Here is a 24,382-nt window from a genome sequence, read left to right on the forward strand (position 1 = left end):
CTTGTCGCAATGCAAGTACCGCCAGGGCAGGTAGTTTTTGAAACTGCCGGTGACCAAGATCCTTAGTGAACTACCGAAAGAAATTGTCTGGCCTGAGTGCGGCGAAAGAGGAGTATGTGATCAAGGCTTCCCCGTGACTATGAATGACAGGCCTGATGACATTGGCTGCAACGCGGCGATTTTCGCGCCGCTTCTGCACAAGTACCCGCGGTGCGATCAAATGGTCGCTCGGTCCCGCACCCTGTAAATTGCGCCTGAGCCGAGAAAACTGTGCTGCGAGCGTACGCAACAAGATTTTGACACTTCCGCTCAGGGCACGCTACGTCCCACTCCTGCGTAAAAGAACTAGAACCACTATGGATTGGCGACCGACAGCGCCGCTCGCCAAACTGTCTCAGATGTCTATGCGCTCTGCAATGCTTAGCGCGTCTTCCAATTCAACGCCCAGGTATCGCACGGTGCTATCGACCTTTGTGTGCCCAAGCAGAAGTTGGACCGCGCGGAGATTTCCTGTCTTGCGGTAGATCTCAGCTACTTTGGTTCGGCGAAGCGAATGCGTGCCATATCCGCTCGGTTCCAATCCGATTGCGGTCACCCAGTCTCGAACCAGCCTGCCATACTGGCGCGTCGAGATGTGTGGTCGATCATGGAATCGGCTTGGAAACATGAACCGGCTAGCAAACATTTCCGGTGATTTTACCCATACCAATACAGTTTCTCGCGTGTTTTCCGTCAATTCGAATTGAACAGATCGCTTGGTTTTGCTCTGGATCACCGAAACACGCTCACGGACGCGATCGTCTTTGACAAGATCGGTCACAGCGAGTTTGACCAGATCGCAGCCGCGTAGCTTGCTATCAATCGCGACGTTGAACATTGTGAGATCACGCAGATTTCCAGCAAGTTCGAGCCGTGCACGGATCGCCCAGACCTGTTTTGGGAGTAGCGGTCGTTTCTGACCGATGATCCGCCCCTTGTTCCAAGCTCTGGGTTTTGGGGTGACTGCAGGTAGTTGGACTCTTGGCATATTTTGCACTCCGATCCACCCTCCGCACCCAAGCAACAGCACCGCGCTGACCACCGAATAGTACAAGCGGCGTGAATGCCTGCTGTCCGATTATGAATACTGGCATGGTTTAAGTGTGTGCATTCGGCAGCTTGAGCCCGTATCGCCACACAGAAAAACGGTTCGAATCCAAACCGCGCATGCGCTTCGTCTTCAGCACCGATTACCGATCGGGTTCCAGGTTAAAAGGCCCGGGTCAGCGGGCTGGGTCAGCACCAATAAGATAAAATGAGATTTGATCAGAAAAGCTGGTAAGACCGGCGTCAGGTTATCAGCGACGCCGAGCTAACCCGGGGCTTACCGATACGCCATTTCGCCACGCGCTCAACCCCTTGCAGCGTCGACAAATCCGCTCTCCGAACCCTTCGCTCCAGAATGGCGTTCTGCAACGTAGGCACGGGCGTTCTTGCGGCACATCATTGTGGGCGCGAGCCACGATCGGATCTGCTTCGTTGTCGAAGTCTTCCATCAGTTCTTGGCCTCGATTTCTGTTTTGGTTTATACAGCGACTGGAAAAGAAAGTTCCGAGCCCTAAGCCTTGAGATTGAAGGAGCTGCCTGGTTCAGACTGTCCGATGGGACGGCCTGTAATCCGAGGGGTTTTAATAGGACGAACTGGCATTCCTTCGTTCTCAGCAGCTTGGACAGCGAAAGCATACCGAGAACCGCTTGCGCATCCTCGTGGTATGGCTCGTTGATCTGATGATCCGTCGTCTGCCTCAGAAATGAGCGACTCCGAGTAGAGGTGCCGAAGTTGAGTCTCAGACACACCATCCGCTTCCATAATCAATTGCACCATGGGATCGGCCAAAAGTTGGTCGAGCAAGAACTGCGACAACTGCTTTGAAGACAATTTATCCTTTGCGCGGGCTCTCTCCAAATCAGTAAGAGAAACGGTCAAGGTTCGCGCCAGACCGGGGTGAGATTTCCGTGGAAGCAGAAAGATTAGCACTGATGCTTTCCAGGCTTCTGGATCCAAATAATCTGGTGGTGCGGAAAGCTCAGTTTCTATGTCGTATTCGCCCGCCGGGAGCAATTCGTCAAAGCCAGGGAAAGTAAACGGCCTGGAAAAGACTGCGATTGTCTTGCTGATTAGTTGGTTCATTTGGGTAGTTCTCCTTTGCTGATACCGCTCGCTCGGAGATGCAGACAAGAACAAGCCACCCACTCCCGGCAGGGTATTATCAGTTTTGGGGTTTAGGCTTTGGTTTTTCGGGGACGGTGTCCTGCCCTTTCGACGTCACTTCTTTTTTTGACGCGTCCGCATCGTTTTCCTTCAGTGCGGCAGCCGCCCTGGTCGTCAGGTCTTTGAAAGACATCATTTTGATCCTTTGATTGTCCGCAACACCCACGAGCCCAGATAGGGTGTGAAAAGTGAATGCGGATACCACCAATATAGGTGTTGGTGGCCCAATTTACTACGTAAAGCTGTAGAATAAGACGGTAGACTGAGGTTTGGGTTTAATCGGCGACGATCTTGGTGCGCTGCCTTCACTTCGAATATGGGCGATCATTGTTCGCAGCGCTGAATTCTGCCAATGCGCTAGCACCCCGGAAGACCTTTGCTACATCGGGTGCTGCCATGCTACGCGAAAGCGCGCCATACTTCATTCTCAGCTTCATCTCGCCACCAGCGCGAGCCGGACAATCGGTGGTTTCAACAACGATATGATCACTGGTGGCTCCGACGAACGTGACGCCAGCAGGGAATATTAGACCCGCAGCATCGGTGTCCTGAAGTCCAATGGCGAGGATCGACCGAGTGTTCGAAGGACTGTCTAAAGTCACACACCGCATTGAAGGCATAGGATAAGTCATTTGCACAGGATTTGGATTTAATTTGGTTTTCGTTTCGATCACTTCCGCCCAAAGTGTAAAAACATCGGTGTAAAGCCCGTCGATCGCGTACCCCGAAACGGGATCAGTACCCAGCAGGATGGCCTCACCCAGACGCAGGTTGTTGATCTTCCCGGTCGCCCCCTTGCCAAGCGCCCATGGCAAACTGGCTGAACCGCCGCCTGACACTGTTTCCAGAGCGGGTCCATTTGCAAGTTCGGTGCCGACGGCAAGCGACGAAAGCAATTCCATTGCTCCTGCAGAGGGTGCCACATGACCCAGACAGGCAAAATTTGCACCAATCCCTTTCAGAGAAATCCCTTCCATTCTAAGAATTTGAGACACAGTGCTTTCAATGTGTTCAGGCAAGATGCCTTCCCGCATATCCCCCATTTCCACCATCAGGATAATATTGTGAGTAATGTTCTTTCCCAGCGCACTCACGGCCAGGCTTGCGATAATGTCCATCTCTGTGTTGAAGCTGACATTGCAGTTATCAACAACTTGCGCGACCTGGCTCAGCATGGGCGTTCGGATCAAGGATATGGAGCACGAGATCCCAGCATCGCGCATACGCATGATATTGCTGATCCGCGCGTCCGCCAGCCCTGTCGCGCCACCTTCAAGCATAGCATTCGCAATCTCAGGATGACCGCAAACGGCTTTTGTCACACCTGTCACCGTAATTCCGCGGGGTCTAAGGTGGTCGACCAGGAACCGTGTGTTGTACCGAATTTTGTCCAGATCAACGTCAATACGCAGCTTGCTCATTCAATCGTCGTAGCACGTACGGGTTGCAAGCGCGGAAAGGCAGATAGAACCATATTCACCAAGTTTTTTGGAGGACGGTTCAATGCGTCAGTGACCGGGAGATACAATTTGCGGTTATAGTCTGTGATGGCCTTTGAAATCTCAATATCATTCATTCCTTCATGGTTGATCGTCATGCCAATTACCTCTGTGTTCGCAAAAGCCTCGATCAGGGTGATTTCATCGCAAGGGTCGGGCATAGTCATGTTGGGGAAATCACATCGACGTTTTCGTTTAGGCGCGTGTTGAAGGATAACTGCATGTGGCTGACTGCCTCGCAGAATGAAGGCTGATGCGCAAAAGGCCGGATGGCTTAGCGCGCCCTGGCCCTCGATCACTATGACATCCGGGCGCTCATCTTCGGATGCCGCAACGACAGCGCGCTCAAGTTCGCCACAACAAAATTGCGGCGGCACTGAATCCATCGCGACACCATACTTGGCGCCCTGCATCAAACCTGTTTGGCCGGTGCCGACCAAAACTGTTTTGATCCCATGCGCGTTAAGGGCACTTGTCAGGATTGTTGCGGTTGTACGCTTTCCAATTGCACAATCGGTGCCGAACACCGCGATGCGGATCGCTTGGACGTCGCCAACACTACCATCTAGCAGGCGTAGGTCGCGATTGGGTCGCGGCTTGCGAATGTCCCGTATCGTGACATCGTGAATTTTGGCAAATCCGGCGAGCTCTTTGTCATCGCTAAGAAATTCATGCAGCCCACTGACGATGTTCATTCCGAGCGTTATCGCGTCCACAACAACTTCGCGATCCTCAAGGGACATTCTGCCGCTGGCCGGCGCCATTCCGTAAATAAAAGTGTCGGGGATCGTAGCTTCATTAGCGACGGCGGCATCAAGATCATCGAAGATGGGAACCTGATTTGCGATATTATCAAGCACTTTGCCACTGTCACAACCGCCATACGTGCTGTCGATCACCGAAAGAACGCGATAGGCCTGTGAATGTCGAACGAGACCATTAGCCGTCTTGCCATCGATCTTTGCGAAGTTTCCTTCGCAATACACAATTGCAGTCGGTGTATCTGTCACGAGTGTCTTGCGGTGAAGCTCTGGAAAAACTGCTTGTTCAGGCGCCAGCTTTTGCGCATCGCTGGCAATGAACTGCTTGGCATCCGACGCAATGGGTACGGGTTTCATATTTGTTCCTTTTTAGAGTGTGAAACGCGCGTCCTTGGTAAGGACGGGCAAAAATTGTGAAGTTTGGGAAAGTGGGCTTTCTGTCTGAATTCTCACTGGTTCAGAACACACAGCCCTTCTGATCGATGATAGTTTTTGTGGCATTGCCACCCATTGCCGGATCGGTCGATATGGGCATTTGCCGGTAGCTCGATTGCATTGCAGCGATCACCGGACGCCTCGTAGCCACGTTCGCATTTCCATCCAACTCCATGGATCGCGTCATCGTAGAAAGCATTTTCAGGCACAAAGACGGCATCGCATCGTCCGTCGCGCTCAAAATACCCACGCTCGCACGTCCAGGGACGCCCGCTGGTTGATGCGTTCAGAAAAGCGTTTTCCGGCACCGCTACTGCCACGCATGCTTCTCCGTTTTTTTCGTAGCCACGGTTGCAACGCCATGCAGATCCATAAGTGCTATTCGTCAGGTAAGCATTATCCGGCACCACGATTTTCTGGCAGCTATCGTCTACTCTTGTGTATCCACGCAGGCACCGCCACCTCTCACCTGATGGATCGAGATATCCACGTTCAGGCACAATCACTTCAGTGCATGAGGTGCCGCCAACTTCAACAAAGCCGTGCAAACATGCCCACCCTGAGCCGTAGGTTCTGTTTGTGGGGTATGCATTTCCCGGCACGACAATGGCCACGCATTCTTCGCCTTCCAACCGATAGGACAAATCGCATTCCCAACCGTCGCCATACTTATTGGGATGCGCGTTATCCGGGATCGAATTTGTTTCTGCCGATGCGGGACTTGATGAGATAAGGGAGCCCGTCAAGCAGCTGAAAACGCCAACAAACAGCGCCGTCATGAAGTGAGAGTAAAACCAGTGCTGATTTTTTCGATTTGTCCTGGTGCAAACGACGTTGTCCGAATGTTGAGTGATTGAGTTACGATCCATCCAGGTTCAGCCCCTCAATGCAGGCCTGTGCTAGATCTTTGTTGGGGGTTTGGGATCCCGGTACCGTTGCCCAGCCGGCTGCCATAACGGCATCCTTTCGCTTGAAAGAAGTAGCTTCTTTGATCGTCGTTATTTTTTCGGCGCGTTGGGTGTCAGTTCTCGCCATGTCGACGCAGATCGGAACCAACGCAGCGATTACATTGTCGCGGGACATGGCGTTGGCCATCTTGTCCGCGTTACTGCCGGTCATCCATCCACCCCAAGAAAATCCAACGACGCCTACGAAAACCCCTCCGATCAGGGCGCCGTAGATTCCGGGTTTAAGCCATTCGGGCGTGTTCATAATCTATTCCTCCTGCGGGGAAAGCGCCGCATCGCTGTCATTGTTAGATGTGGCCAAGGTTTGGTCTTGCTTGAGCGCCAGTTCAAAATCTTCTGGGTCAATTGGGCGCATTTCCGTGCGGTCTGGCTTGCTGCCTTTGCCCTGAACTGTCAGGTAGGTTCCGGTTCTGCGATATGCTTCGAAACTCAGGCCCTGTAGTAGTTCTTCAACAACAACTACTTCATACTCGCCTGCAGGAAGTTCATCCGGGTAGCCGGACAAAGAGAACGGATTTGAAAACGTCACCAAAGAACTGGACGATCTCGTGCTCACCTTGGTCCTCCATTTAGTTTGTTGGATCTTCCCCGCGCAGTCTGCCGCGGTACACGCTCGTAAGCGCTGCGGTAGTACTGGCGTTGTAATTTAGAATAATGTGCAAATGGCAGACGCGCGCTGATCGATGTTAGTCTGCGGCCAATGACCTGAGATTTTATTGGAATCTTAAATGCATTTGGTGCCCGAGGATCAGGTACTGCCAAAAATTGACTAACCTGCGTCAGTGCAACGATGTTTGGATTCCGGCAACGTGATGTGTGTTGGCGGGATATTTGCTGGCGTGTTCTTAACGAGTATTTGAGAAGCGCAGGAAATCCAGTACCGCAATTGGACTGTATTTATCTTGCGCTTCTTTTTCGGTGAAATCCAAAATCTGCCGAAGCGAATGGCGTCTCTAACCAGGCAACTATCATCAAAATCCCGGCATCTCTGTAGGGGTGAACCTATTGCTTCAACAGTGGCCCGGCCTGATCCAGATAAGTGGAGTCAAAACCGGCCAACGTCACCAGTCCGTCATAATCATCAAATACCACTTGCCCGGATTGAAAAGTAACCAACCCCTTCTCCCGCAGTTGCCGTAGGACACGATTAACATGCACGGCACTCAGTCCCAGCGCATCGGCAAGGTGGTATTGTGTCAGGGGGCAAGTGTATCCCGTCTTGTTTGCCATCCCGACCTGAGTCAGCCTAACACCAAGTTCCAAAAGAAAATGCGCCATACGCTCACCCGCATCTCGCCGTCCTATGTTGACCAGGTGCTCAACCACCATCGCTTCATCTCGAGAGACCGCCCAAAGAATTGCTGTCGCCAGCCGGGGCGTCTGCGCAAATGCTTCCAGGAGATCATCCACTACTACTTCAATGGCTTGGATTTCCATGATTGGTTCTATGCTGTGATCCGAGGTGTGCAGCAGAACGCTCCGCAAGCCCAGAAAGTCACCCGGTACTTGGAAGTCGACGATCTGACGCGACCCGTCTGTCTGGGTTTTGTAGGAACAAACCCAGCCCGAGGACAGAACGTAGGCAGCCTGCTCTGATTGCCCTTGATGCACAAGGTCACGTCCCGCTTCAAAGGTCCTGCGACGCTTGTGCAGGCGCGCTAATACCGCAAGTTCAACCTCAGTCAGAGAGACGAAGTTTGAGAGCTTTCGGGTGAGGGGGCTGTTATTGATAGTGGGCAAATATTCTTCCTTCATCGATGAGCAGCCCGCGAAACTATCCGACGCCAAGACTGCTTTCGATCAGTTAAGTATACAGCAATCTATGCCAGTATGGTGCAATTCATCGTGGCGCTTCCATGCTTGGACGCCTGTTAGAAAAGGACGTCTACCATGGCTGACCGGCAAGACCATTCAGGAATGGCCGCACTCTCAATTTGTGAAGCGCTTTTGCTTGCAATTAAAGATCGTGAGCTTCTGCCCGAACATGAAATTGTGGGAGTTCTGCATGACGCAGCTGCTGTCCACGAAACAGCGGTCGGCAATAACGATGAAAAGGACATGCACCAGGCCGCCGCTGTTCTGATAAACAAGATCATTGCTTCCGGCTATCGCGTTCGGCAGTAACGTTAATTTCCTGTCAGAAAAACAAGATTACGCTCGTCAAAAAAGCATAACAACAAATAGAAGCACTATTGGTGCTTCGTTCCCGATCAATTCAAACACGAAGCAAGAACCAAAGATCCAATCTCTGCAATATCTCAACTTAATGAAAAATTCCACGACCGCGAATTACTCCCTCTTCCCCGCCACCTGCATGAGCCACAACGAGAATTTGCTTACTGGCTGAAGGCCCGCATGGCCTGTCCTGCTGCACTGCCTGCGACAACGCAAACGTTGGCTTTGTTCGGCGTCTAAGTTGCTGATCCTATGTGCCTCGAAACTACAGTTTGATAGTATCGCATCATCATAGCTTTGAATGACCGGTCTGGCGACAACAGCTGCAACGCAGCGATGAATGTGCTGCGACAGCAAATCAATGCTGCGTCAGCAATTGCCGCAATCGCACAAGTCCGGTTTGTCCGCGTTTTTTCCGTCCACATGTGACGCATCGGAGGTCCGGAGAGTGGACTGAGCCGCCTTTGCCTCTCCAGAAACAAACGTCCGGATCGCGCGCTTCGCGACAGCAACGAGAATCAGGAATGGCACATTTTGACTTTAGATGCGGGCGCAGCATTCCAGTTAGGTGTAATAGCTTTCGAGCCTGATTAGTCGTGCTAGATTTTTGGAAAGCGAAACAAGGCACACACCTTCTGTACTTGTCCGACAGAAACATGCGGGCGCTACCAAGAAAATCTCCTCAACGTTGCATTCTCTAGGAGGTTCCCAAAAAAGTTTTGTTTAGACATCAAGGCCGTGCAAGAATTCAATCAAATAGAACGTGTTCCTTACGATGGCACTCCTTAGTAGGTGGTGGTGCTCTCATACCTAGTGATTGATTAGAGGGTTTAGCGTGCAAGAACTAAGCTTTTGCGGTGAGAATCGCCATGCCGACTTAGAACGATCGAAGAGTGCCTATGAAGAAGTCGCAGAAGCCGCGCGGCAGCTAAAACCCAGCAAACCAGTGGAAAAGCCAATTAACCGCGTAGTGATGATCCACGCGGAGAGAGGATTGGGTAAAACCCGGTTAGCAATGGAGTTGTATCGACACCTGACAACGGAATATGATCCGGAACATTATTGGCCTGATGACTATGCTCGATTAGCTGAACGTGTTGCGGTGATGCCAGAAGCCGAGAACAACCAGTTCAACTACAGCGCAACCTCGAGTTTTGTCTGGTGGGGTCTTGCAGTTGCCGATGGTCCCAACCCCGGGAATACTGTCTTTAACGGCCTGGAAGATTTGCTTCCTCACCTAACAGCAGCACAACTATGGGCGCGCCGAAAGTCGAGCAAACGTGCGCTTGTCGTTGAGGCGTTAGATCTGGCGTCAGAAGTTGGAATCGAACTTGCGGATGCTTCGATAGAAGTCGCCGGTGAAGCCATCGGCATAGGGTTGATCAAGCGCATCGGCGCGAGTGTTTTGAATATCGGTTCAATTGTCAAAAAGCACATAAATGACGGCGATGCTCCTTTGGATGCTGCTGGGAAAAGGATCGACTCTGTTGTTGATGGTGTTATTGCCGATTTGTCCCGCCTCTTTTCACCTGCTTCAAAGGGGTTTGTTGGGGTTCCGCTTGTCGTCCTAATTGACGACGCGCAGTTTGCTGACAGGGATCAAGCAACAGCAGCATTTACCGAAAAGCTAATCGCGACGAGTACCAGGGAAGGATGGCCTTTGTTGCTTGTTCTCACACATTGGAGCCGCCAGCTTCTTAAGTGGCGAGATGGGCAGAACGTTGAGCAACCCCGCAGTAAAATCGCAGAGGTCTTGCACCATGCGAGCAGCCGCAGGTCGAGCGATCCCGGGCCATTTACAGGAGTCGGTGGTGATACTTTGTCAGAACAGCGCTATGTCCAGATTGATCTTGGAGACCCTGTTGATGATCTATCGCCGGCCCTGAAGAACCAATTTCCGGGGCTTTCTGAACAGATCGTTGCGCAAATCGTTGAGAAAAGCGGAGGGAACCCACGCAAACTGGAGCAGATTGCAGCGCGAATGAAATCACGCCCTATCTGGTTTCAAGACATGGATCAGCAGGCGGATTTGACAGAAGATGGTTGCGTAAAGGTCCTGGAGTTATCCGAACTTCCAATTGATGAAATCGTTCTTGAACGGCTGCACGATACAGCTCCTGATGCAAGGCGGGCCTTGCTCTTGGCAAGTGTGCTGGGAAACCGCTTTGTCGTCAGTCTGGTCGACCGGCTGTCCGAGGCGCGTTTTGAAACGACAGCGCGCGGCGGATTGAAAGACGGGGAAATCCGTTACCGATTTGTGCGCGATGTTGTCGATCAGTCCCGCAATGACATCGCGCGTTTCACGGAACGGCTTTTTGCAGAGGCTGCTGAAACCTACCGGCACTCTGGTATGGCCTCGGTCAGCCTCGAGAACTGGCCGAAGGAGGGTGAGCTTTATCAGATACTGGATGAATTGCTTGAAGCATTAGTCGAAGAACCTGGTTCCTTTGCCAGATTATCACAGGATGATCTTGCGCACGCCTTTGCTTTGGCGTCGGATCGTATGTTGCTCTCAGGCTCACCCCAAGCGGGTTTGGCTCTTGCGCGACTTGTGCATATTCAGAACGAACTCGGCAACTATGAAGGGGCTTATGAAGCTGCGGAACGGTTCAGCGCAGAGCATGGAAGTGGCTCCGGTGCATCTTGGATACTAGGTGGTGCCTCAATTCATTTGTTGGGGAACGTAGCCAATACTCTGTTCCGGAGGGGCGATAGAGTTGCGGCGACGCGCATCTTTGAGGAACTCTTATCCAAGTATAAAACACTCGCGGCGCGCGATCCGGACAATGCGAACTGGCAGCGCGAACTCTCTGTCAGTCACGAAGAGGTCGGTAATATGCTAGCGGCCACGGGAGACCGCCAGGGTGCGCTTTCAGAATACCGCGAGGCCATGGAGATTTCCGCCACACTCGCGGCGCACGATCCTGACAATGCGAACTGGCAACGCGATCTCTCGGTCAGCCACAACAAGGTCGGAGATATGCTGGCGGCCACGGGAGACCGCCAGGGGGCACTTGCTGAGTACCGCAAGGCCATGGAGATTGACGCCACACTTGCGGCGCGCGATCCTGACAATGCGAACTGGCAACGCGATCTGTCTGTCAGCCACAACAATGTCGGAGATATGCTGGCGGTCGCGGGAGATCGCCAGGGGGCGCTTGCTGAGTACCGCAAGTCCTTGGAGATTGACGCCACACTTGCGGCGCGCGATCCTGACAATGCGAACTGGCAACGTGATCTTTCGGTCAGCCGCACCAAGGTCGGAGATATGCTAGCGGCCACAAGGGACCGCCAGGGGGCGCTTGCTGAGTACCGCAAGGCTATGGAGGTTGCCGCGACACTCGCAGCGCGGGATCCGGACAATGTGCAGTGGCAGCGCGATCTCTCGATTAGCCACGACAAGGTCGGAGATATGCTGGCGGCCACAAGGGACCGCCAAGAGGCGCTTTCAGAGTACCGCAAGGCCATGGAGATTGCCGCCACACTTGCAGCGCGCGATCCGGACAACGTGGAGTGGCAGCGTGATCTTGTGGTCAGCCACAGCAAGGTCGGAAATATGCTGGCGGCCACGGGAGACCGCCAGAGTGCGCTTTCAGAATACCGCGAGGCTATGGAGATTGCCGCCACACTCGCGGCGCGCGATCTGGACAACGCGAACTGGCAACGTGATCTCTCGGTAAGCCACACCAAGGTCGGAAATATGCTGGCGGCCACAGGGAGCCGCCAGGGGGCGCTTGCTGAGTACCGCAAGTCCTTGGAGATTGACGCCACACTTGCGGCGCGCGATCCTGATAATGCGAACTGGCAACGCGACCTCTCGATCAGCCACAACAAGGTCGGAGATATGCTGGCGGCCGCGGGAGACCGCCAGGGTGCACTTTCAGAATACCGCGAGGCCATGGAGATTGCCGCCACACTCGCGGCGCGCAATCCTGACAATGCGAACTGGCAACGCGATCTGTCTGTCAGCCACACCAAGGTCGGAGAAGTTTTGGCGGCGACGGGGGATGGCCCAGAGGCATTGTCGGAATACCGCAAGTCCTTGGAGATTGTCGCCACACTTGCGGCGCGCGATCCGGGTAACGCGGAGTGGCAACGTGACTTGGTAGTGAGCCATGTCAAGCTTGCGGAAGCAGTTAGTGACGCTGCCGAGGGGTACAAGGCTGCCTTGAATGTTGCGCAGGCACTTCATCAGGAAGGGCGTTTACTACCTTCGGACCACTGGCTTCTGGAAGAGCTTGAGCGAAGACTGAAGCAAGCAGGAGGGTAATTCGGGGTGGTGCAGTAAGCGTCACTGTAGAAAAACGCCCATTCGCGAGGACGTTTTCCGAAGCTGATTGGAACAGGAAATGTCACGTGAGCCCAAACATATCTACAAGCGGCGGGCACCTACTAGAATGGGATCGGATCAACGCACGCGCCGCCATCTGGCTCAGGGCGATCGCGAACTTCTTTGAGCAGATTTCTCAAAGCCGCATTTGCTTTACTTGGCTTTGGCTTTTTTCTTTCGACCATGAATTTAGGCTGGGAACGAACGCGTTCAGCCACGCTATCAAAGTCCGGGCGTGTAAAGGCATGAGGCGCTTCGCCGAGTTCAACGAAATACCCGCTTTGCTTCAGGCCCGCTTCGACTGTTCCATAAAGCGGCGCAAAAGCTTCTTCGGCAAGGAATGACTGGCGGCCGAATACAGTGTGGTAACGGCAGTTGTTGAAAAGCGTCTGCCAATCCTGAGGATAGCAGGCCTGAAGTTGCTGGGGATCTTGCCAGAAGGTCCAGCACTTTACTCCGTAGCTGCGCAGCAGGGTCACCGAAGTGAGCAAAAAATCCATTGGCCCCAATTGCGCGGCCTCATCCAAGAGAAATAGTGTTTCGCGTTTGACTTCATTAGCCTGTCGAATGCGCCAGCCAATCAAAGCCTCCATCCAGACACGGACAAGCGCGGAATGGCTACGCAAGTAAACAGGTGGTAGAACCAGATAGACAGTTATACCATTATCCCCATCCAGTTTTTCCAAGGGAAAGCTTGTGGCGCTGGTTGCTTTTCGAACGGCTTCGCCTCTGAAAATTTCGGTGTGGCTTCGGGCGGATGCCAGAATACAGGCCACTGTTCTGTCTGCTTGTGTCGGAAGGGAATGAGCCCCGCTTGCAACCAGATTGTTTTTGGATCGCGCCATATCGCGGATGGTGAGGCCGAAATCTTTCAGGCTTTGGTTCAGCAGATAGTTGATTTCGTGTAGGGTTCGCAGCCCCTTCGGGCTTTCATACTGTGTGTAGATTAGCAGTTGGGCGACTAGGTTTCGCGCGCTGATATCCCAAAACGGATCCAGATCGCTCACCCTGTTGATGACAGATGCCGCGAGACTTTGGGCGTCTTCCAGTGTTGGCTCCTTGCCCAAAACCAGATCCATCGGGTTCAGGCATTCTGCTTCAAGGCTGGTAATTTCGAAGGGGTCAAGAATGATCACGTCCTGACCCATGGCTTGCCGCGCGCCGGCTGTTGCTTTCGTTAGTTCGCCCTTCGGGTCAAAGGCCACAACGGACCCAGGGTAATCCAGCAAGGTGGGGATGGCCAATGTCCAAGTCTTACCGGAGCCCGTTGGCGCAAAGCTGATAAGGTGGCCTTCTGCTCCGGTGCGGATTTCCTGTGTTGTCGGCTCATTGGGTGGGCGGTTGGAAAACCCTGTGTTCTTGTGTTGTGGCGTGGTGAAACCTAACCGAATGCCAAAAGGATTGTGCTGGCCGGAAAAACTATCCATTGGGGCTCCTTGTTTTTCGGGTGGAGCAAGGGAAATGAGTGTTTCCGACGTCTGGCGCAATCAATTTAACGCGTGTTATTTTGACATGCTGCGATTCTTGGATGCTTCGGCAATGTGCAGACGCAAGGCAACGAGCGCGCGTTCAGCCTCCTCTATCTCGGCCTGAATGGTTAGGGCTTCTTGATGATCTACCCAGTGATCTTTCAGTGCGAGATGCATGGCGCGCATCACTTCTGCTGCTTCAAGAACGATCCGGTTGGTGGCGCGGTACAGGTTTTCTTCGTCTTTATGCCCGCTGGTTTCGATACGGTCGCCTACTACAAAATTTGTTTCTTCGAGGAAATAGCCCACAAGCCGTGCGTCAGGCATGGCCGAAAGCAAATCCTTAATTTCATTCGCCGAGAACACTGTCCGGTTGCGCAGACGGGCATAAAAGGCATCGTATTCCAGCCCCATATGCCTCGCGACTTCTTTTGAGCTGAATTGGGCTTCAGTCGTCAGAATTCGGTGAACGAGTGAAGCAAAGTCATTTCCGCGCATAAGTCCACCAGATCCAACCCTTTATTCTGACAGGGTGCACCGGAAAGGCATCGGAGTCTATGAGACGTTGGGGGGCTGCGATTTTTGGGATGTCAAACTGACTGAAGTTATCCTGCTCTATGCTTTGAACGAGAAGGGGACACATCACAAACAACCCCTAGTCGCAGTGAGGCGTGTGGTCTTGCTCTGATCGGGGCGTCCGGCAGTGGGAAATCCACTCTCGCAGACCGCTTGTTTGACAATCATACTGACCTGATCCTGCCAACGGAGGGCTTGGACGTGGCGGAAGTGATCCGGCTATTGGTGCCGTCACCAGCGACGCTAAAGAACGTTGGCACGACGATCCTGTCCAGTCTGGGGTATCCGCTCGCTCGGGACAAATCGGTTGGGATCATATGGACGCAGGTGCGTCAGTTTCTCCAAATGCGAAGGACCCTGTTTGTGCATCTGGACGAGGCTCAGGACCTCTACATCAGCAAAGGCGTCAAAACCCGCAATGATGTGGTGAACACCCTAAAATCGCTTATGAACGATAAGGACTGGCCGGTTGGTCTTGTTCTGTCTGGCACGCCCGATCTGATCGAGATGATCAATTCTGATGTTCAGCTTAAAAGGCGCATAGATGTTGTGTACCTGGGTGCAGTGAGCTGGATATCCCACGAACCCGAGGTCACAGAGATCTTTACTGAGTTCGTTGAGAAGTCTGGTCTGACACATTCCAGCGAACTTCAACAGAGAGAGTTTCTCAAGCGGCTGGTTCACGCAGGCGGCAATGAGTTTGGAATGATCATCGAAATGTGTCTGAGTGGGATAGAAGAGGCGCTCTACGACGGAGAAACCCAGCTCCGACTTGGACATTTTGCAGGAGCATTCCGGCGCAAGTCGGGTTGTATACCTGCTTTCAACCCATTCCTTGCCCAAGACTACATTAGCATAGATGTTAGGACCATCATGGGCTGGTTGGATCACGGCGACCCCTCGTTGGACGGAGGTTTGCAATGAAACGACAACTCGCTCTCACTCTGCCTCATCATCACATGGAGACGCCTGCTTCCTATGTCGCCCGGCTGTCACGTCGCAATCTTAGTGTTACGAGGGAATTCTGCTCAGATCTGGGTCTGAGATGGCCCCATATCTGCTCGGCTCATCCGGATCAGCTGGAGCGGCTGTCACAACTGGCTGGGGTGCCACTTGAAGCGTTGGAGTTGGCGGCAGCCAGATTGGTTGGCCCCTGTCGGTACCGCGTCGGGCATTCCTATGCCACCACAGGCTCGTTCCGCCGTGCTACCACCCGAATCTGTCCGAAGTGTATTGTGGATGTCATTGATGGGTCGGGTCCTGAGAGCGCGTTTCAACTTCTTGAGTGGTTGGTGCTGTCGATCGGGACCTGTGCCAAACATGGCGTACCGTTGCTCCAGCTTCCCAACGCGTCGCATGCGCATCTCACCTACGACGTGGTTGAGCAAGTGACGCGTCACCAGGATCTGATCTTTGAGGCCGCTCAAGACGCAACAAATCTTAGGCGATCTTCGTTTGAAACCTACCTGAGCCGCCGAAATGAGTTTGGGGTCGCTGATGACTGGTTGGACTCGCTGGAGCTGACGCATCTTCATCAGGCCGCTCTGACATTAGGTATGGCGATTGCTATGGACCGGGGCGTCTACCGTTCGGACTTGGACTTCGAACAAGAGCGTGCTTGCATGTCGGCTGGTTTCGAGGTTTTGAAGAGTGGGCCGGAAGCCCTGAAATCTGAGTTGGAGCGCGCCAGGCGCCAGTCTTCCTCTAAACGGTCTTATTTCACGACAGATATGGGCGAATTCTGCACCTGGCTTAAATACACTGAAGAGGACCCGGCGACAGCAGTGCTAAGGGCTTGCGTGCAGGATTTTGTGCGTGAAAACTATCCGCTGCAGACCGGCGCAAAAGTTCTGGGTACGGAAATCTCAGCGCCCAAACTCATCACACTTGAACGCGCGCGGGAGCTACATGGGGTCGAGCCACCACTGGGCGCGTCAATTCCAAAAGCTGGCCATGAAGTCCGCTTGATGCCTGCGATGTACGTGCAGGCTTATGTCAAGCGCGGCAAGTCGGGCGCCATCGACGCAGAGGCAATCTGTGAGGCCGTAACACGCCCCAAGATGCGTTTTGTCGCGATCAAAACCGAGGAACAGCAGGGCGTGCTGTTCCTTCACCGTGCCCGAGACATGGTCGTGCGTCAGCGAACCCAGCTCAGCAACATGCTACACGGACTGTTGGGCGAGTTCGGGATCGTGATCGCGCAGGGGGTCGGCAGAGCTGTAAAGTTTGCAAAGGCGGTGCTGGACGGAGAGCGTCCGAGTATTCCTGAAGTTGCCGTCGATGTTTTGACGAACCTGTGTAACCAGATGGTTGCTCTGCATCTGCGCATTCTTTGGTACGACAAACGCATCCTGCTTGAGGGTCGAAGAGACCGTCAGGTGATGCTGTTGCGAACCATTCCCGGGGTCGGCCCGGTGACCGCCTCAGCCATTGTTGCAACAGCAGGGAACGGACATCAGTTCCAGAATGGACGAGAGTTTGCGGCGTGGCTGGGACTGACACCAATCAACCGATCAAGCGGCGGCAAAGAACGTTTGGGGCGTATCTCAAAAATGGGAGACAGATATGTCAGACGCCTTTTGGTGGCAGGCATGACGGCACGCCTGAGACACATGAAGGATAATCCGGACCGCGCCGATCCATGGGCAGTCGCCTTGTTGGACCGAAAGCCGCCAAGACTGGCAACCGTGGCCATGGCGAACAAAACCGCTCGGATCATCTGGGCCGTCCTGACACGAAACGAACGCTACCAACCCCATGCGGCATAAACTGACAAAAGGAACATAAGAGACGCAAGACCATTGAGATGATGGAGCAATGTCAGCCCGCCAACCAAGACACCCCGTCGAATGTCTGGGACACCATGTTGTCCGTATTGCCGTTTGGGACTTGGTCAGCGGAAACCATCAGGGCCAGCCGCCGCGTGCGCTGCGCCAATAGGCCGGACACACGACTGCATCTGACAGACGCTCATATCAGCTCAAAAAAATGTCTTGCTATGCAGGAGCCATCCACACATGACATTCGCTGCCGCGGCAATTTTGGGTGCCTAGCCAACGGTTTGCGGACAGGGGCAACCATCTGCTGCGCCACTGCGAAGGAGTGGTGCATGAACGAGTGAATTTATGTCACAGGAGACTCTTTTCGGCATCCTGTTTGCTTCATTCAGGCTCGTATGCTGAAAAATTTCTGGTTTAATCGTTCAAGCAACGTGAAGCTCAAGTTCACCGCCTTCTGGACCTTAGCAAACCTACAATGTTTGGGTATGGTGCTGAATACCACCGCCTATGAATAACGTGTCAAATGCTCTTGCAACGTGTGTCATATGGATGTCGCGGATAGCTTGCAAAAGGCACGCTGGCCAACCAACTTGAGAGGTGCCCAATGTCTTTCTCTAATCGTCCACTATTTTCGCGCCGCCAATTTCTCTCCACAACTGCTATCGGTGCTGCTGCAATTACACTGCACCCTTTCTCGGCTGCTGCAGCCAACAATCAGGCGCATCTTCGGATCATGGAAACAACCGACATCCATGTCCATGTGTTTCCCTATGACTATTATGCCGATAAGCCCCGCGACACGGTGGGCCTGTCCCGCACGGCCTCGATCATCAATGAAATCCGCTCTGAGGCGACGAACTCGCTTTTGGTTGATAACGGAGATTTTCTGCAAGGCAATCCGATGGGCGACTACATCGCCTATGAACGCGGCATGAAAGAGGGAGACAGCCACCCAATCATCACCGCATTCAACACGGTGGGTTATGATGCAGCCACGTTGGGCAATCATGAGTTTAACTATGGGCTAAACTTCCTTGAGACCTCTTTGGCAGGTGCGGATTTCCCAGTGGTTCTGGCCAACGTAGCGAAAGAGAAAGGCGCAAGCCCGCGCGATGACAAGACGCTTGTCCAACCTTACGCCATTCTCGACCGCGAGATCGAAATGGGCGACGGCACGAAGCACCCGATTAAAATCGGTGTGATTGGCTTTACGCCTCCACAGATTATGAACTGGGATCGTAAGCACCTCGAGGGCAATGTCGAAGCGCGGGATATCGTCGAGACGGCACAGGCATATGTGCCTGAGATGCAGGAGCAAGGCTGCGATCTGATCATCGCGTTGTCGCATTCCGGAATTGGTGATGCCGACCATGTAGATGGAATGGAAAACGCGTCGGTTGTGCTTGCCGGTGTCGAAGGGATCGACGCGCTGGTCACAGGACACAACCACTTGGTCTTTCCTTCGCCAACATTTGCAGACCGTGCCGGTATCGATGTCGACAAGGGCACGCTGATGGGTAAACCCGCCGTTATGGGCGGCTTCTGGGGTTCGCATCTTGGCCTGCTTGATCTGCTACTGGAAAGGGACGGAAATGAATGGCGAGTGGTGACCACCACATCCGAGGCGCGACCCATTTCCAGAAGAAACGAGGATCGCTCAATCACCGCTTTGGTCGGAGATGATCAGCGTGTCCTCAACTCGGTTGCGACAGATCACGACGAAACGCTGGCCTATATACGTCGCGCTGTCGGCAAGACCTCGGCCCCGTTGCATAGTTATTTCGCTCTGGTCGCAGATGACCCATCTGTCCAGATCGTATCGATTGCGCAAAAGTGGTATGTCGAAGAGATGCTGAAAGGCACCGAGCACGAAGGCCTGCCGATCCTGTCGGCGGCAGCGCCTTTCAAAGCTGGAGGCCGCGGTGGACCAGAGTATTACACCGATGTTCCCGTTGGCGACGTTGCCATCAAGAACGTTGCCGATCTTTATCTCTATCCGAACACGGTGCGAGCAGTCCGCGTGAATGGTGCACAGGTCAGGGGCTGGTTGGAACGTTCGGCCGGTATGTTCAATCAGGTGGAGGCCGGATCAAAAGATGCGATCCTGCTGAATTCGGAGTTCCCATCCTACAATTTCGACGTGGTGGACGGTGTGACCTACCAAATTGACCTGTCCCAGCCCTCGCGCTTTGGACCGAAAGGCGAGGAGATTAACGCCGATGCAGCGCGAATTGTGAACCTCACCTACAATGGCGAACCGGTCAGGGATGATATGGAGTTCATCATCGCCACCAATAACTATCGCGCATCAGGCGGCGGATCATTCCCCGGCGCGTTGGGTGACACAATCGTATTCGAAGCCCCGGATACCAACCGCGACGTCATCGTGCGCTATATCGTAGAGCAGGGCACGATCGATCCAAAGGCAGATGCCAACTGGTCTTTTGCGCCGCTTTCGGACACCACGGTGTTGTTCGAGACTGGCCCAAAAGCGCGGGATTATATGGGCGACGTCAAAGGTGTCACAATCGAGGATGCCGGAGAAGGCGCCGACGGTTTCGCAGCTTTCCGGATCAAGCTCTGATTCAATGTGAGCACGAAAATCACCCGCCACCAAATGAAGCCGGTGGCGGGCTTGCATTGATTGATTGTTGGTCCTAAGCGGCGATGGGTAGCGCACTCAACCAGAAGGCGATTCACATAACACCCCTTCAGACATGTCTGCGGTATGATATGACGCCGAAAAACATCCAGTGGCTGCGTAACCCTACCATGCGAAACGCCGTTTGGTGAGGACTGCAATGCAAGACAAAGCGGTCGATGACGAGAGGCCTTGAGATTTCAAATTCCAGTATCGAGAATCGAGGGGCGCACGGCATCCTCTTACCTTCGAACAATAAAGGTTTGACGACGAACAACGTACACTGTTCAAATTGAACTCAAAAAACGCTCTATTTCCACTAGGGCTTTAGGCCAGGCAGGATCATACTCTGGCATTGTGTTGTTTGCCGTCTCAATGCCAATGAAGCGCGCATTCTCGATGCCGGAGGCGAATATCCTGCCTTGTTCAACACTGTGCATCCTGTCTCGATTAGCGTGCATGACCAAAGCAGGACACGAGATCTGCGAAAGCAGATCGGTTACGTCGACTTCGGCGACCAGTGGTCCAATCTTGAGCCAATCCTGGTGGTCCATTGCCACTTTCATAAACTCTGCATAAGCGCGCTGGTCATGCGGGCTTGCAGTTGGAGCAAATGACTGGGCCATCAAGTCTCTTGCAGAAGGATATTCATCGTTCCAGCCCTCAAGACTCATATCCATCATAGCTTGCCCAAGCGCGGCAATACCGGGCTGTGAGCGCACCGCAAGCCCTTGTGCGAATCCACCAAGTAGAACCAACCCCGAAACACGGTCAGGATTATGTGCGGCAAAAGCTGCAGCAATAGTTGCCCCGAAGGAAATGCCAAACAATGGCACTTTTTCGATCCCGGCTGCGTCCAAAACGGCTTCAACATCTTCGACGATCCGGTTCAGAGATACATCCTGCACACCCCTCTGGGACAAGCCATTGTTTCTACCATCAAACCGATAAAGGCAGTGGTTCTCCGAAAGTAGAGGCAACCATCCGGCGATGGTGTTCATCGTCCAATCGTATTCCAGATGCCTAAGCCAGTTTGGTGTGACCAGTAGCTTTCTACCGCTTCCAGTCGATGTCCAAGCAAGCGTTGTACCGTCCTTCGATTTTGCAAAACGCATGTCTTGAGAGTTAGCCAGCAGCTTGTTCTTTGCGCGTTTTTTGTCACCATCCAAATCAATTGAGTAGGCTTCCACCGGATTTGGAATTCCCTTCAGCCGTATCGAGCTTTCTGGTCGCAACGCAACTGCCAGCGAAGTTCCCGCAACTTCAGCAGCGGTCTTGCTGACGAGACAACTTCCATTTTGGGCACTGGACTGAAGGCGAGACGCAACATTCACGGCCTCTCCGAACAAGTCTGTGCCATTTGGCATTACGTCGCCAACGTGGAGACCTCCTCGAAGATTTACGTCTTCATCTCTCATCTGATTGAAAATCTGGCTTGCAGCATCAATTGCATCTGTGGCAGCGACAAACTCAACCAAAGCTCCATCTCCCATCAGCTTGAATATTCGCCCTTTGTATTCATGGACCAACGGCCTGATCACATCATCCAAGATGTGTTGTAGAGTGTTCAGCGTGGCCTCAGCATCCTCTGACATACGCTTGGTATAATCGACGACATCCAGGCTCAGGATCGCAGCAATTTTCCGCTTCATCAGTTGATGTGATCCTTTTTGCTAAAACCAATTCTTGTGACCTAAAATTAACAGAGGAATAGATTTTTGTGACCAAAACTTGTGTTTGAGCACTGAGCTAAGTCTTCAAATTCCTAAACTAGCATCGCAACACATTGACCGAACAAAATGTCTTATCGGCTGGCGATACTTAAAACTCAGGTGAATAGTTGACGGGCTTCGCGTTGCTAATGAAGTTTCACTTCGCAATATTCATTCAAAAAATGTCAGCCCCTTGCCCTCCTCATCAGTGAGCGGTGGCAGCCTAAAGCGGACTTATTCACATCGACCTCCAATGGGCAAAAATTCCGTCTTTCGAGATGTGGTTCTGAGTGCAGCCTACAAGTCGCTCATTACTCGAAAGTGAGAGTCGTCGATGTTCATTGTGTTTCTTACCATCATCTCTATTGATCGATCAATTTCCGGATCGTCAGGTTCAAAAACAGCACACGCCTTAAGAGCGTCCTTAATGTTGGTTTCTTTTCCGAGGAAGCAATAGAGAACGCGCGCGCAAAGCGGTTCTCTGGAACTGCTGGTCGAGACTCCGAGCTTCAGTCCGGGAAGCCGATTGTGACGGTTCTTGAAATTAGGATAAAGAATTGTCTGACTGATTTCTTCGCCAGTGATCGCATCGAAATCGACCTGAAAGATGCGGTCGTTCAGGTAGAAGGCCAGCCCGTTATAGCGACCATGCATGCGGGCCTTGTCCCGGCCCTTGATCGCCATGTTTTCGATGCGCGAGTAACGCGTGACTCCTCCTTCTGTCGACAGTCGCACCAGAGTCCGCAAGATCAATCCCGGATATGTCATGGCATAGGAATATTCGTGGTAGAAACCATCATACCGGGACAGATCATTGCGAGAGCGCCTGGCCAATTGTTCCAGATAGGCAGAATAGGCCAATGGGCCAACGTTGGCGTCACGCCGAAGTCGAACCAGTTCCGCAAAATTATCATGCGGAAGTAGTATCTCGCCTTCTTCGACACCAAAAAAATCACAGATCTTCGCAAGGGCATGTTGCGATGGCCGAGAGGCACCGTTGAGGTATTTGTTGAACTGCGACCGGTTGATCTCCAGCTGACGACAAACCTCGGCCACAGACTTGAAATGGTTCGTCAGCAACCTCAGGTTCCGTTGGAAATCATCCGCCATATTTGGCTTACTCCCTTCTTTTCGGATCATCGAATCCAAAAACATCAGATATTTTGATCAACACCCGACAAAAATGTGGCGCTATCTGGCGCTCATGCAAGACCTTTTTGCAACTGGTTGCATCACCTCACCAAATTGAGTCGAACGCGGGCCCGGTGCTACCAGACTTGATGCGGTGCGGCGATCAGACCATTGCCCACGGCGCATGGTCATCACTAACAGGGAAACATAGGAAACATGGGAATTTTCGACGGCCTGTTCGGCGCCATTAATGACCTGACATGGGGTTGGTCGCTTGTACCAATTCTTGTCATCTTTGGCGTCTTCATCACTCTACTGACCGGTTTCGTTCAGTTTCAGTTTTTCAAGCGCATGTTCCGTGTGCTGTCTTCAAACAACCAAAGCGCTGATCCAAATGCCATCTCGGCTCGGCAGGCGCTGTTGGTGTCGGTCGGCGGTCGCGTTGGTGGCGGGAACATCGCCGGGGTTGCGGTTGCCATTACGCTTGGTGGCCCGGGCGCGGTGTTCTGGATGTGGGCGATCGCGATTGTCGGTATGGCTACCAGCTTGGTCGAATGCTCGCTGGCGCAGCTTTATAAGCGTCGTCAGGAAAATGGAGATTTCCGCGGCGGACCCGCACGTTCCATCATACACGGGCTTGGGCAGCAGTACCGTTGGCTGGCCATTGTTTATGCGATCTGCCTGATCGCGTCCTTTGCCATCGGTTTCAACGCGTTTCAGGGTAACACAGTTGCGGGCGCTGCAGAAGAAAGTCTTGGCCTTAGCCGTTTCGTCACCGGTGCTGTGCTCACTGTGATTGCCGGCTTCGTGGTTTTTGGCGGCATTCATCGGATCGCCAAAGTAGCGGATGTGGTTATTCCTATCATGGCAATGGCTTATTTGCTGATGGCCTTTGTGATCATCCTAATCAATATCGCTGACGTACCGGGTGTGTTCGTCTCGATTATTGCGAACGCCTTCGGTTGGGAAGAAGCAGTCGGTGGCGGCATGGGCGCGGCCATTGCGAACGGTCTGCGACGCGGTCTGTTTTCGAACGAAGCCGGTCTGGGTTCCGCTCCGAACGTGGCCGCAACAGCGGATGTACGTCACCCGATCAGCCAAGGCATCACCCAGTCGTTCTCAGTCTTCATCGACACGATTGTCATCTGCACATGCACCGCTTTGGTCGTGTTGCTGAGCGACGTATATCAGCCCGGTGCAGATATCGATGGGGTGGTCCTGACGCAGCAGTCGTTGGTAAGCCATCTGGGCGAATGGACCCAGTATTTCCTGACGTTCATCATCCTGCTGTTCGCGTTCAGTTCGATCATCTACAACTACTATCTGGGTGAAAACGCGCTGACTGTGATTACCAAACACCCCATGGCGATCAACGTTCTGCGCGTTGCTATTATGGGTATCGTGTTTCTTGGGGCGACAGCGCCGGGTGCGACATCGGTGTTCGCATTCTCTGACCCCGCAATGGGTCTGCTAGCCCTGGTCAACCTTGTCGTGATCATGATGCTGCTGCCGACATGCCTCCGCATCTTGCAAGACTTCCGTAAGCAGCTTGCAGCAGGTGTGGAACGCCCGGTTCTGAACCCAGACGATTTTCCTGATCTGGACATCGATCGCACGGCATGGACCGGGAAAGTGAAAGACTGATTTCCACAAA

At 53.1% G+C, this 24,382-nt stretch carries 17 protein-coding genes and 3 pseudogenes; 7 read left to right on the forward strand and 13 right to left on the reverse strand.

Features of this window, described 5'->3' with window-relative positions; all coding sequences use genetic code 11:
- Window positions 1-394: 394 nt before the first annotated feature.
- The 9 genes from ACR0IV_RS10665 to ACR0IV_RS10705 form a co-directional block, all read right to left on the reverse strand.
- The gene (locus tag ACR0IV_RS10665; RefSeq protein WP_170766037.1) at window positions 395-1,027 is read right to left on the reverse strand and encodes a tyrosine-type recombinase/integrase; all 633 of its coding nucleotides are present in this window, start codon (window positions 1,025-1,027) and stop codon (window positions 395-397) included.
- Window positions 1,028-1,597: 570 nt separating this feature from the next.
- Window positions 1,598-2,170: a hypothetical protein gene (locus ACR0IV_RS10670; RefSeq protein ID WP_170743321.1), complete on the reverse strand. Its 573-nt coding sequence runs from the start codon at window positions 2,168-2,170 to the stop codon at window positions 1,598-1,600.
- Between the two features lie 79 nt (window positions 2,171-2,249).
- Window positions 2,250-2,384, reverse strand: coding sequence for a hypothetical protein (locus ACR0IV_RS10675; RefSeq protein WP_260026602.1), 135 nt, complete (start codon window positions 2,382-2,384; stop codon window positions 2,250-2,252).
- A 172-nt stretch (window positions 2,385-2,556) separates the two neighbouring features.
- On the reverse strand, window positions 2,557-3,672 hold the full coding sequence (locus ACR0IV_RS10680) for an alanine/ornithine racemase family PLP-dependent enzyme (protein WP_480659045.1): 1,116 nt from the start codon (window positions 3,670-3,672) through the stop codon (window positions 2,557-2,559).
- Window positions 3,669-4,868: an N-acetyltransferase DgcN family protein gene (locus ACR0IV_RS10685; RefSeq protein ID WP_480659046.1), complete on the reverse strand. Its 1,200-nt coding sequence runs from the start codon at window positions 4,866-4,868 to the stop codon at window positions 3,669-3,671. Before ACR0IV_RS10685 ends, ACR0IV_RS10680 begins: the two co-directional genes overlap by 4 nt.
- Window positions 4,869-4,960: 92 nt before the next feature.
- Complete coding sequence (locus tag ACR0IV_RS10690) at window positions 4,961-5,815, reverse strand: hypothetical protein (RefSeq protein ID WP_480659047.1); 855 nt, start codon at window positions 5,813-5,815, stop codon at window positions 4,961-4,963.
- Window positions 5,805-6,158: a hypothetical protein gene (locus ACR0IV_RS10695; protein WP_010442293.1), complete on the reverse strand. Its 354-nt coding sequence runs from the start codon at window positions 6,156-6,158 to the stop codon at window positions 5,805-5,807. Before ACR0IV_RS10695 ends, ACR0IV_RS10690 begins: the two co-directional genes overlap by 11 nt.
- Window positions 6,159-6,161: 3 nt before the next feature.
- Window positions 6,162-6,443, reverse strand: a complete 282-nt coding sequence (locus tag ACR0IV_RS10700; protein WP_480734155.1) for a hypothetical protein — start codon at window positions 6,441-6,443, stop codon at window positions 6,162-6,164.
- Window positions 6,444-6,916: 473 nt separating this feature from the next.
- Complete coding sequence (locus ACR0IV_RS10705) at window positions 6,917-7,669, reverse strand: Crp/Fnr family transcriptional regulator (RefSeq protein WP_480659049.1); 753 nt, start codon at window positions 7,667-7,669, stop codon at window positions 6,917-6,919.
- A 135-nt stretch (window positions 7,670-7,804) separates the two neighbouring features.
- On the opposite strand from ACR0IV_RS10705, the gene ACR0IV_RS10710 reads away from it, so the two are divergent.
- Both ACR0IV_RS10710 and ACR0IV_RS10715 read left to right on the forward strand, forming a co-directional pair.
- The gene (locus ACR0IV_RS10710; RefSeq protein ID WP_010442296.1) at window positions 7,805-8,038 is read left to right on the forward strand and encodes a hypothetical protein; all 234 of its coding nucleotides are present in this window, start codon (window positions 7,805-7,807) and stop codon (window positions 8,036-8,038) included.
- A gap of 886 nt (window positions 8,039-8,924) precedes the next feature.
- Window positions 8,925-12,359 carry a tetratricopeptide repeat protein gene (locus ACR0IV_RS10715; RefSeq protein ID WP_480659420.1) on the forward strand — a complete coding sequence of 1,145 codons (3,435 nt, stop codon included), beginning with the start codon at window positions 8,925-8,927 and terminating at the stop codon, window positions 12,357-12,359.
- 122 nt (window positions 12,360-12,481) lie between these two features.
- Here the strand turns inward: ACR0IV_RS10715 and ACR0IV_RS10720 are convergent, their stop codons facing one another.
- Both ACR0IV_RS10720 and ACR0IV_RS10725 read right to left on the reverse strand, forming a co-directional pair.
- On the reverse strand, window positions 12,482-13,846 hold the full coding sequence (locus ACR0IV_RS10720) for a type IV secretory system conjugative DNA transfer family protein (protein ID WP_480659051.1): 1,365 nt from the start codon (window positions 13,844-13,846) through the stop codon (window positions 12,482-12,484).
- A gap of 75 nt (window positions 13,847-13,921) precedes the next feature.
- The gene (locus ACR0IV_RS10725) at window positions 13,922-14,386 is read right to left on the reverse strand and encodes a phage regulatory CII family protein (protein WP_480659053.1); all 465 of its coding nucleotides are present in this window, start codon (window positions 14,384-14,386) and stop codon (window positions 13,922-13,924) included.
- Window positions 14,387-14,551: 165 nt separating this feature from the next.
- Between ACR0IV_RS10725 and ACR0IV_RS10730 the strand changes: the two are divergent.
- From ACR0IV_RS10730 to ACR0IV_RS10745, 4 genes and pseudogenes are all read left to right on the forward strand, one after another.
- Window positions 14,552-15,388 (forward strand): annotated as a pseudogene (locus tag ACR0IV_RS10730) (ATP-binding protein); the annotation flags it as partial.
- Window positions 15,389-15,423: 35 nt separating this feature from the next.
- A pseudogene (locus ACR0IV_RS10735) lies at window positions 15,424-15,786 on the forward strand (TniQ family protein); the annotation flags it as partial.
- Window positions 15,787-16,378: 592 nt separating this feature from the next.
- Window positions 16,379-17,232 (forward strand): annotated as a pseudogene (locus tag ACR0IV_RS10740) (IS110 family RNA-guided transposase); the annotation flags it as partial.
- Window positions 17,233-17,848: 616 nt separating this feature from the next.
- Window positions 17,849-19,828, forward strand: coding sequence for a bifunctional 2',3'-cyclic-nucleotide 2'-phosphodiesterase/3'-nucleotidase (locus ACR0IV_RS10745; protein ID WP_480659055.1), 1,980 nt, complete (start codon window positions 17,849-17,851; stop codon window positions 19,826-19,828).
- Window positions 19,829-20,172: 344 nt separating this feature from the next.
- On the opposite strand, the gene ACR0IV_RS10750 is transcribed toward ACR0IV_RS10745, so the two are convergent.
- Window positions 20,173-21,537: an alpha/beta fold hydrolase gene (locus tag ACR0IV_RS10750; RefSeq protein WP_480659057.1), complete on the reverse strand. Its 1,365-nt coding sequence runs from the start codon at window positions 21,535-21,537 to the stop codon at window positions 20,173-20,175.
- Between the two features lie 357 nt (window positions 21,538-21,894).
- The gene (locus ACR0IV_RS10755) at window positions 21,895-22,737 is read right to left on the reverse strand and encodes a helix-turn-helix domain-containing protein (RefSeq protein WP_480659411.1); all 843 of its coding nucleotides are present in this window, start codon (window positions 22,735-22,737) and stop codon (window positions 21,895-21,897) included.
- A 207-nt stretch (window positions 22,738-22,944) separates the two neighbouring features.
- On the opposite strand from ACR0IV_RS10755, the gene ACR0IV_RS10760 reads away from it, so the two are divergent.
- Window positions 22,945-24,372: an alanine/glycine:cation symporter family protein gene (locus tag ACR0IV_RS10760; RefSeq protein WP_480472170.1), complete on the forward strand. Its 1,428-nt coding sequence runs from the start codon at window positions 22,945-22,947 to the stop codon at window positions 24,370-24,372.
- Window positions 24,373-24,382: the final 10 nt, after the last annotated feature.

Source organism: Ruegeria sp. C2 (assembly GCF_056537765.1).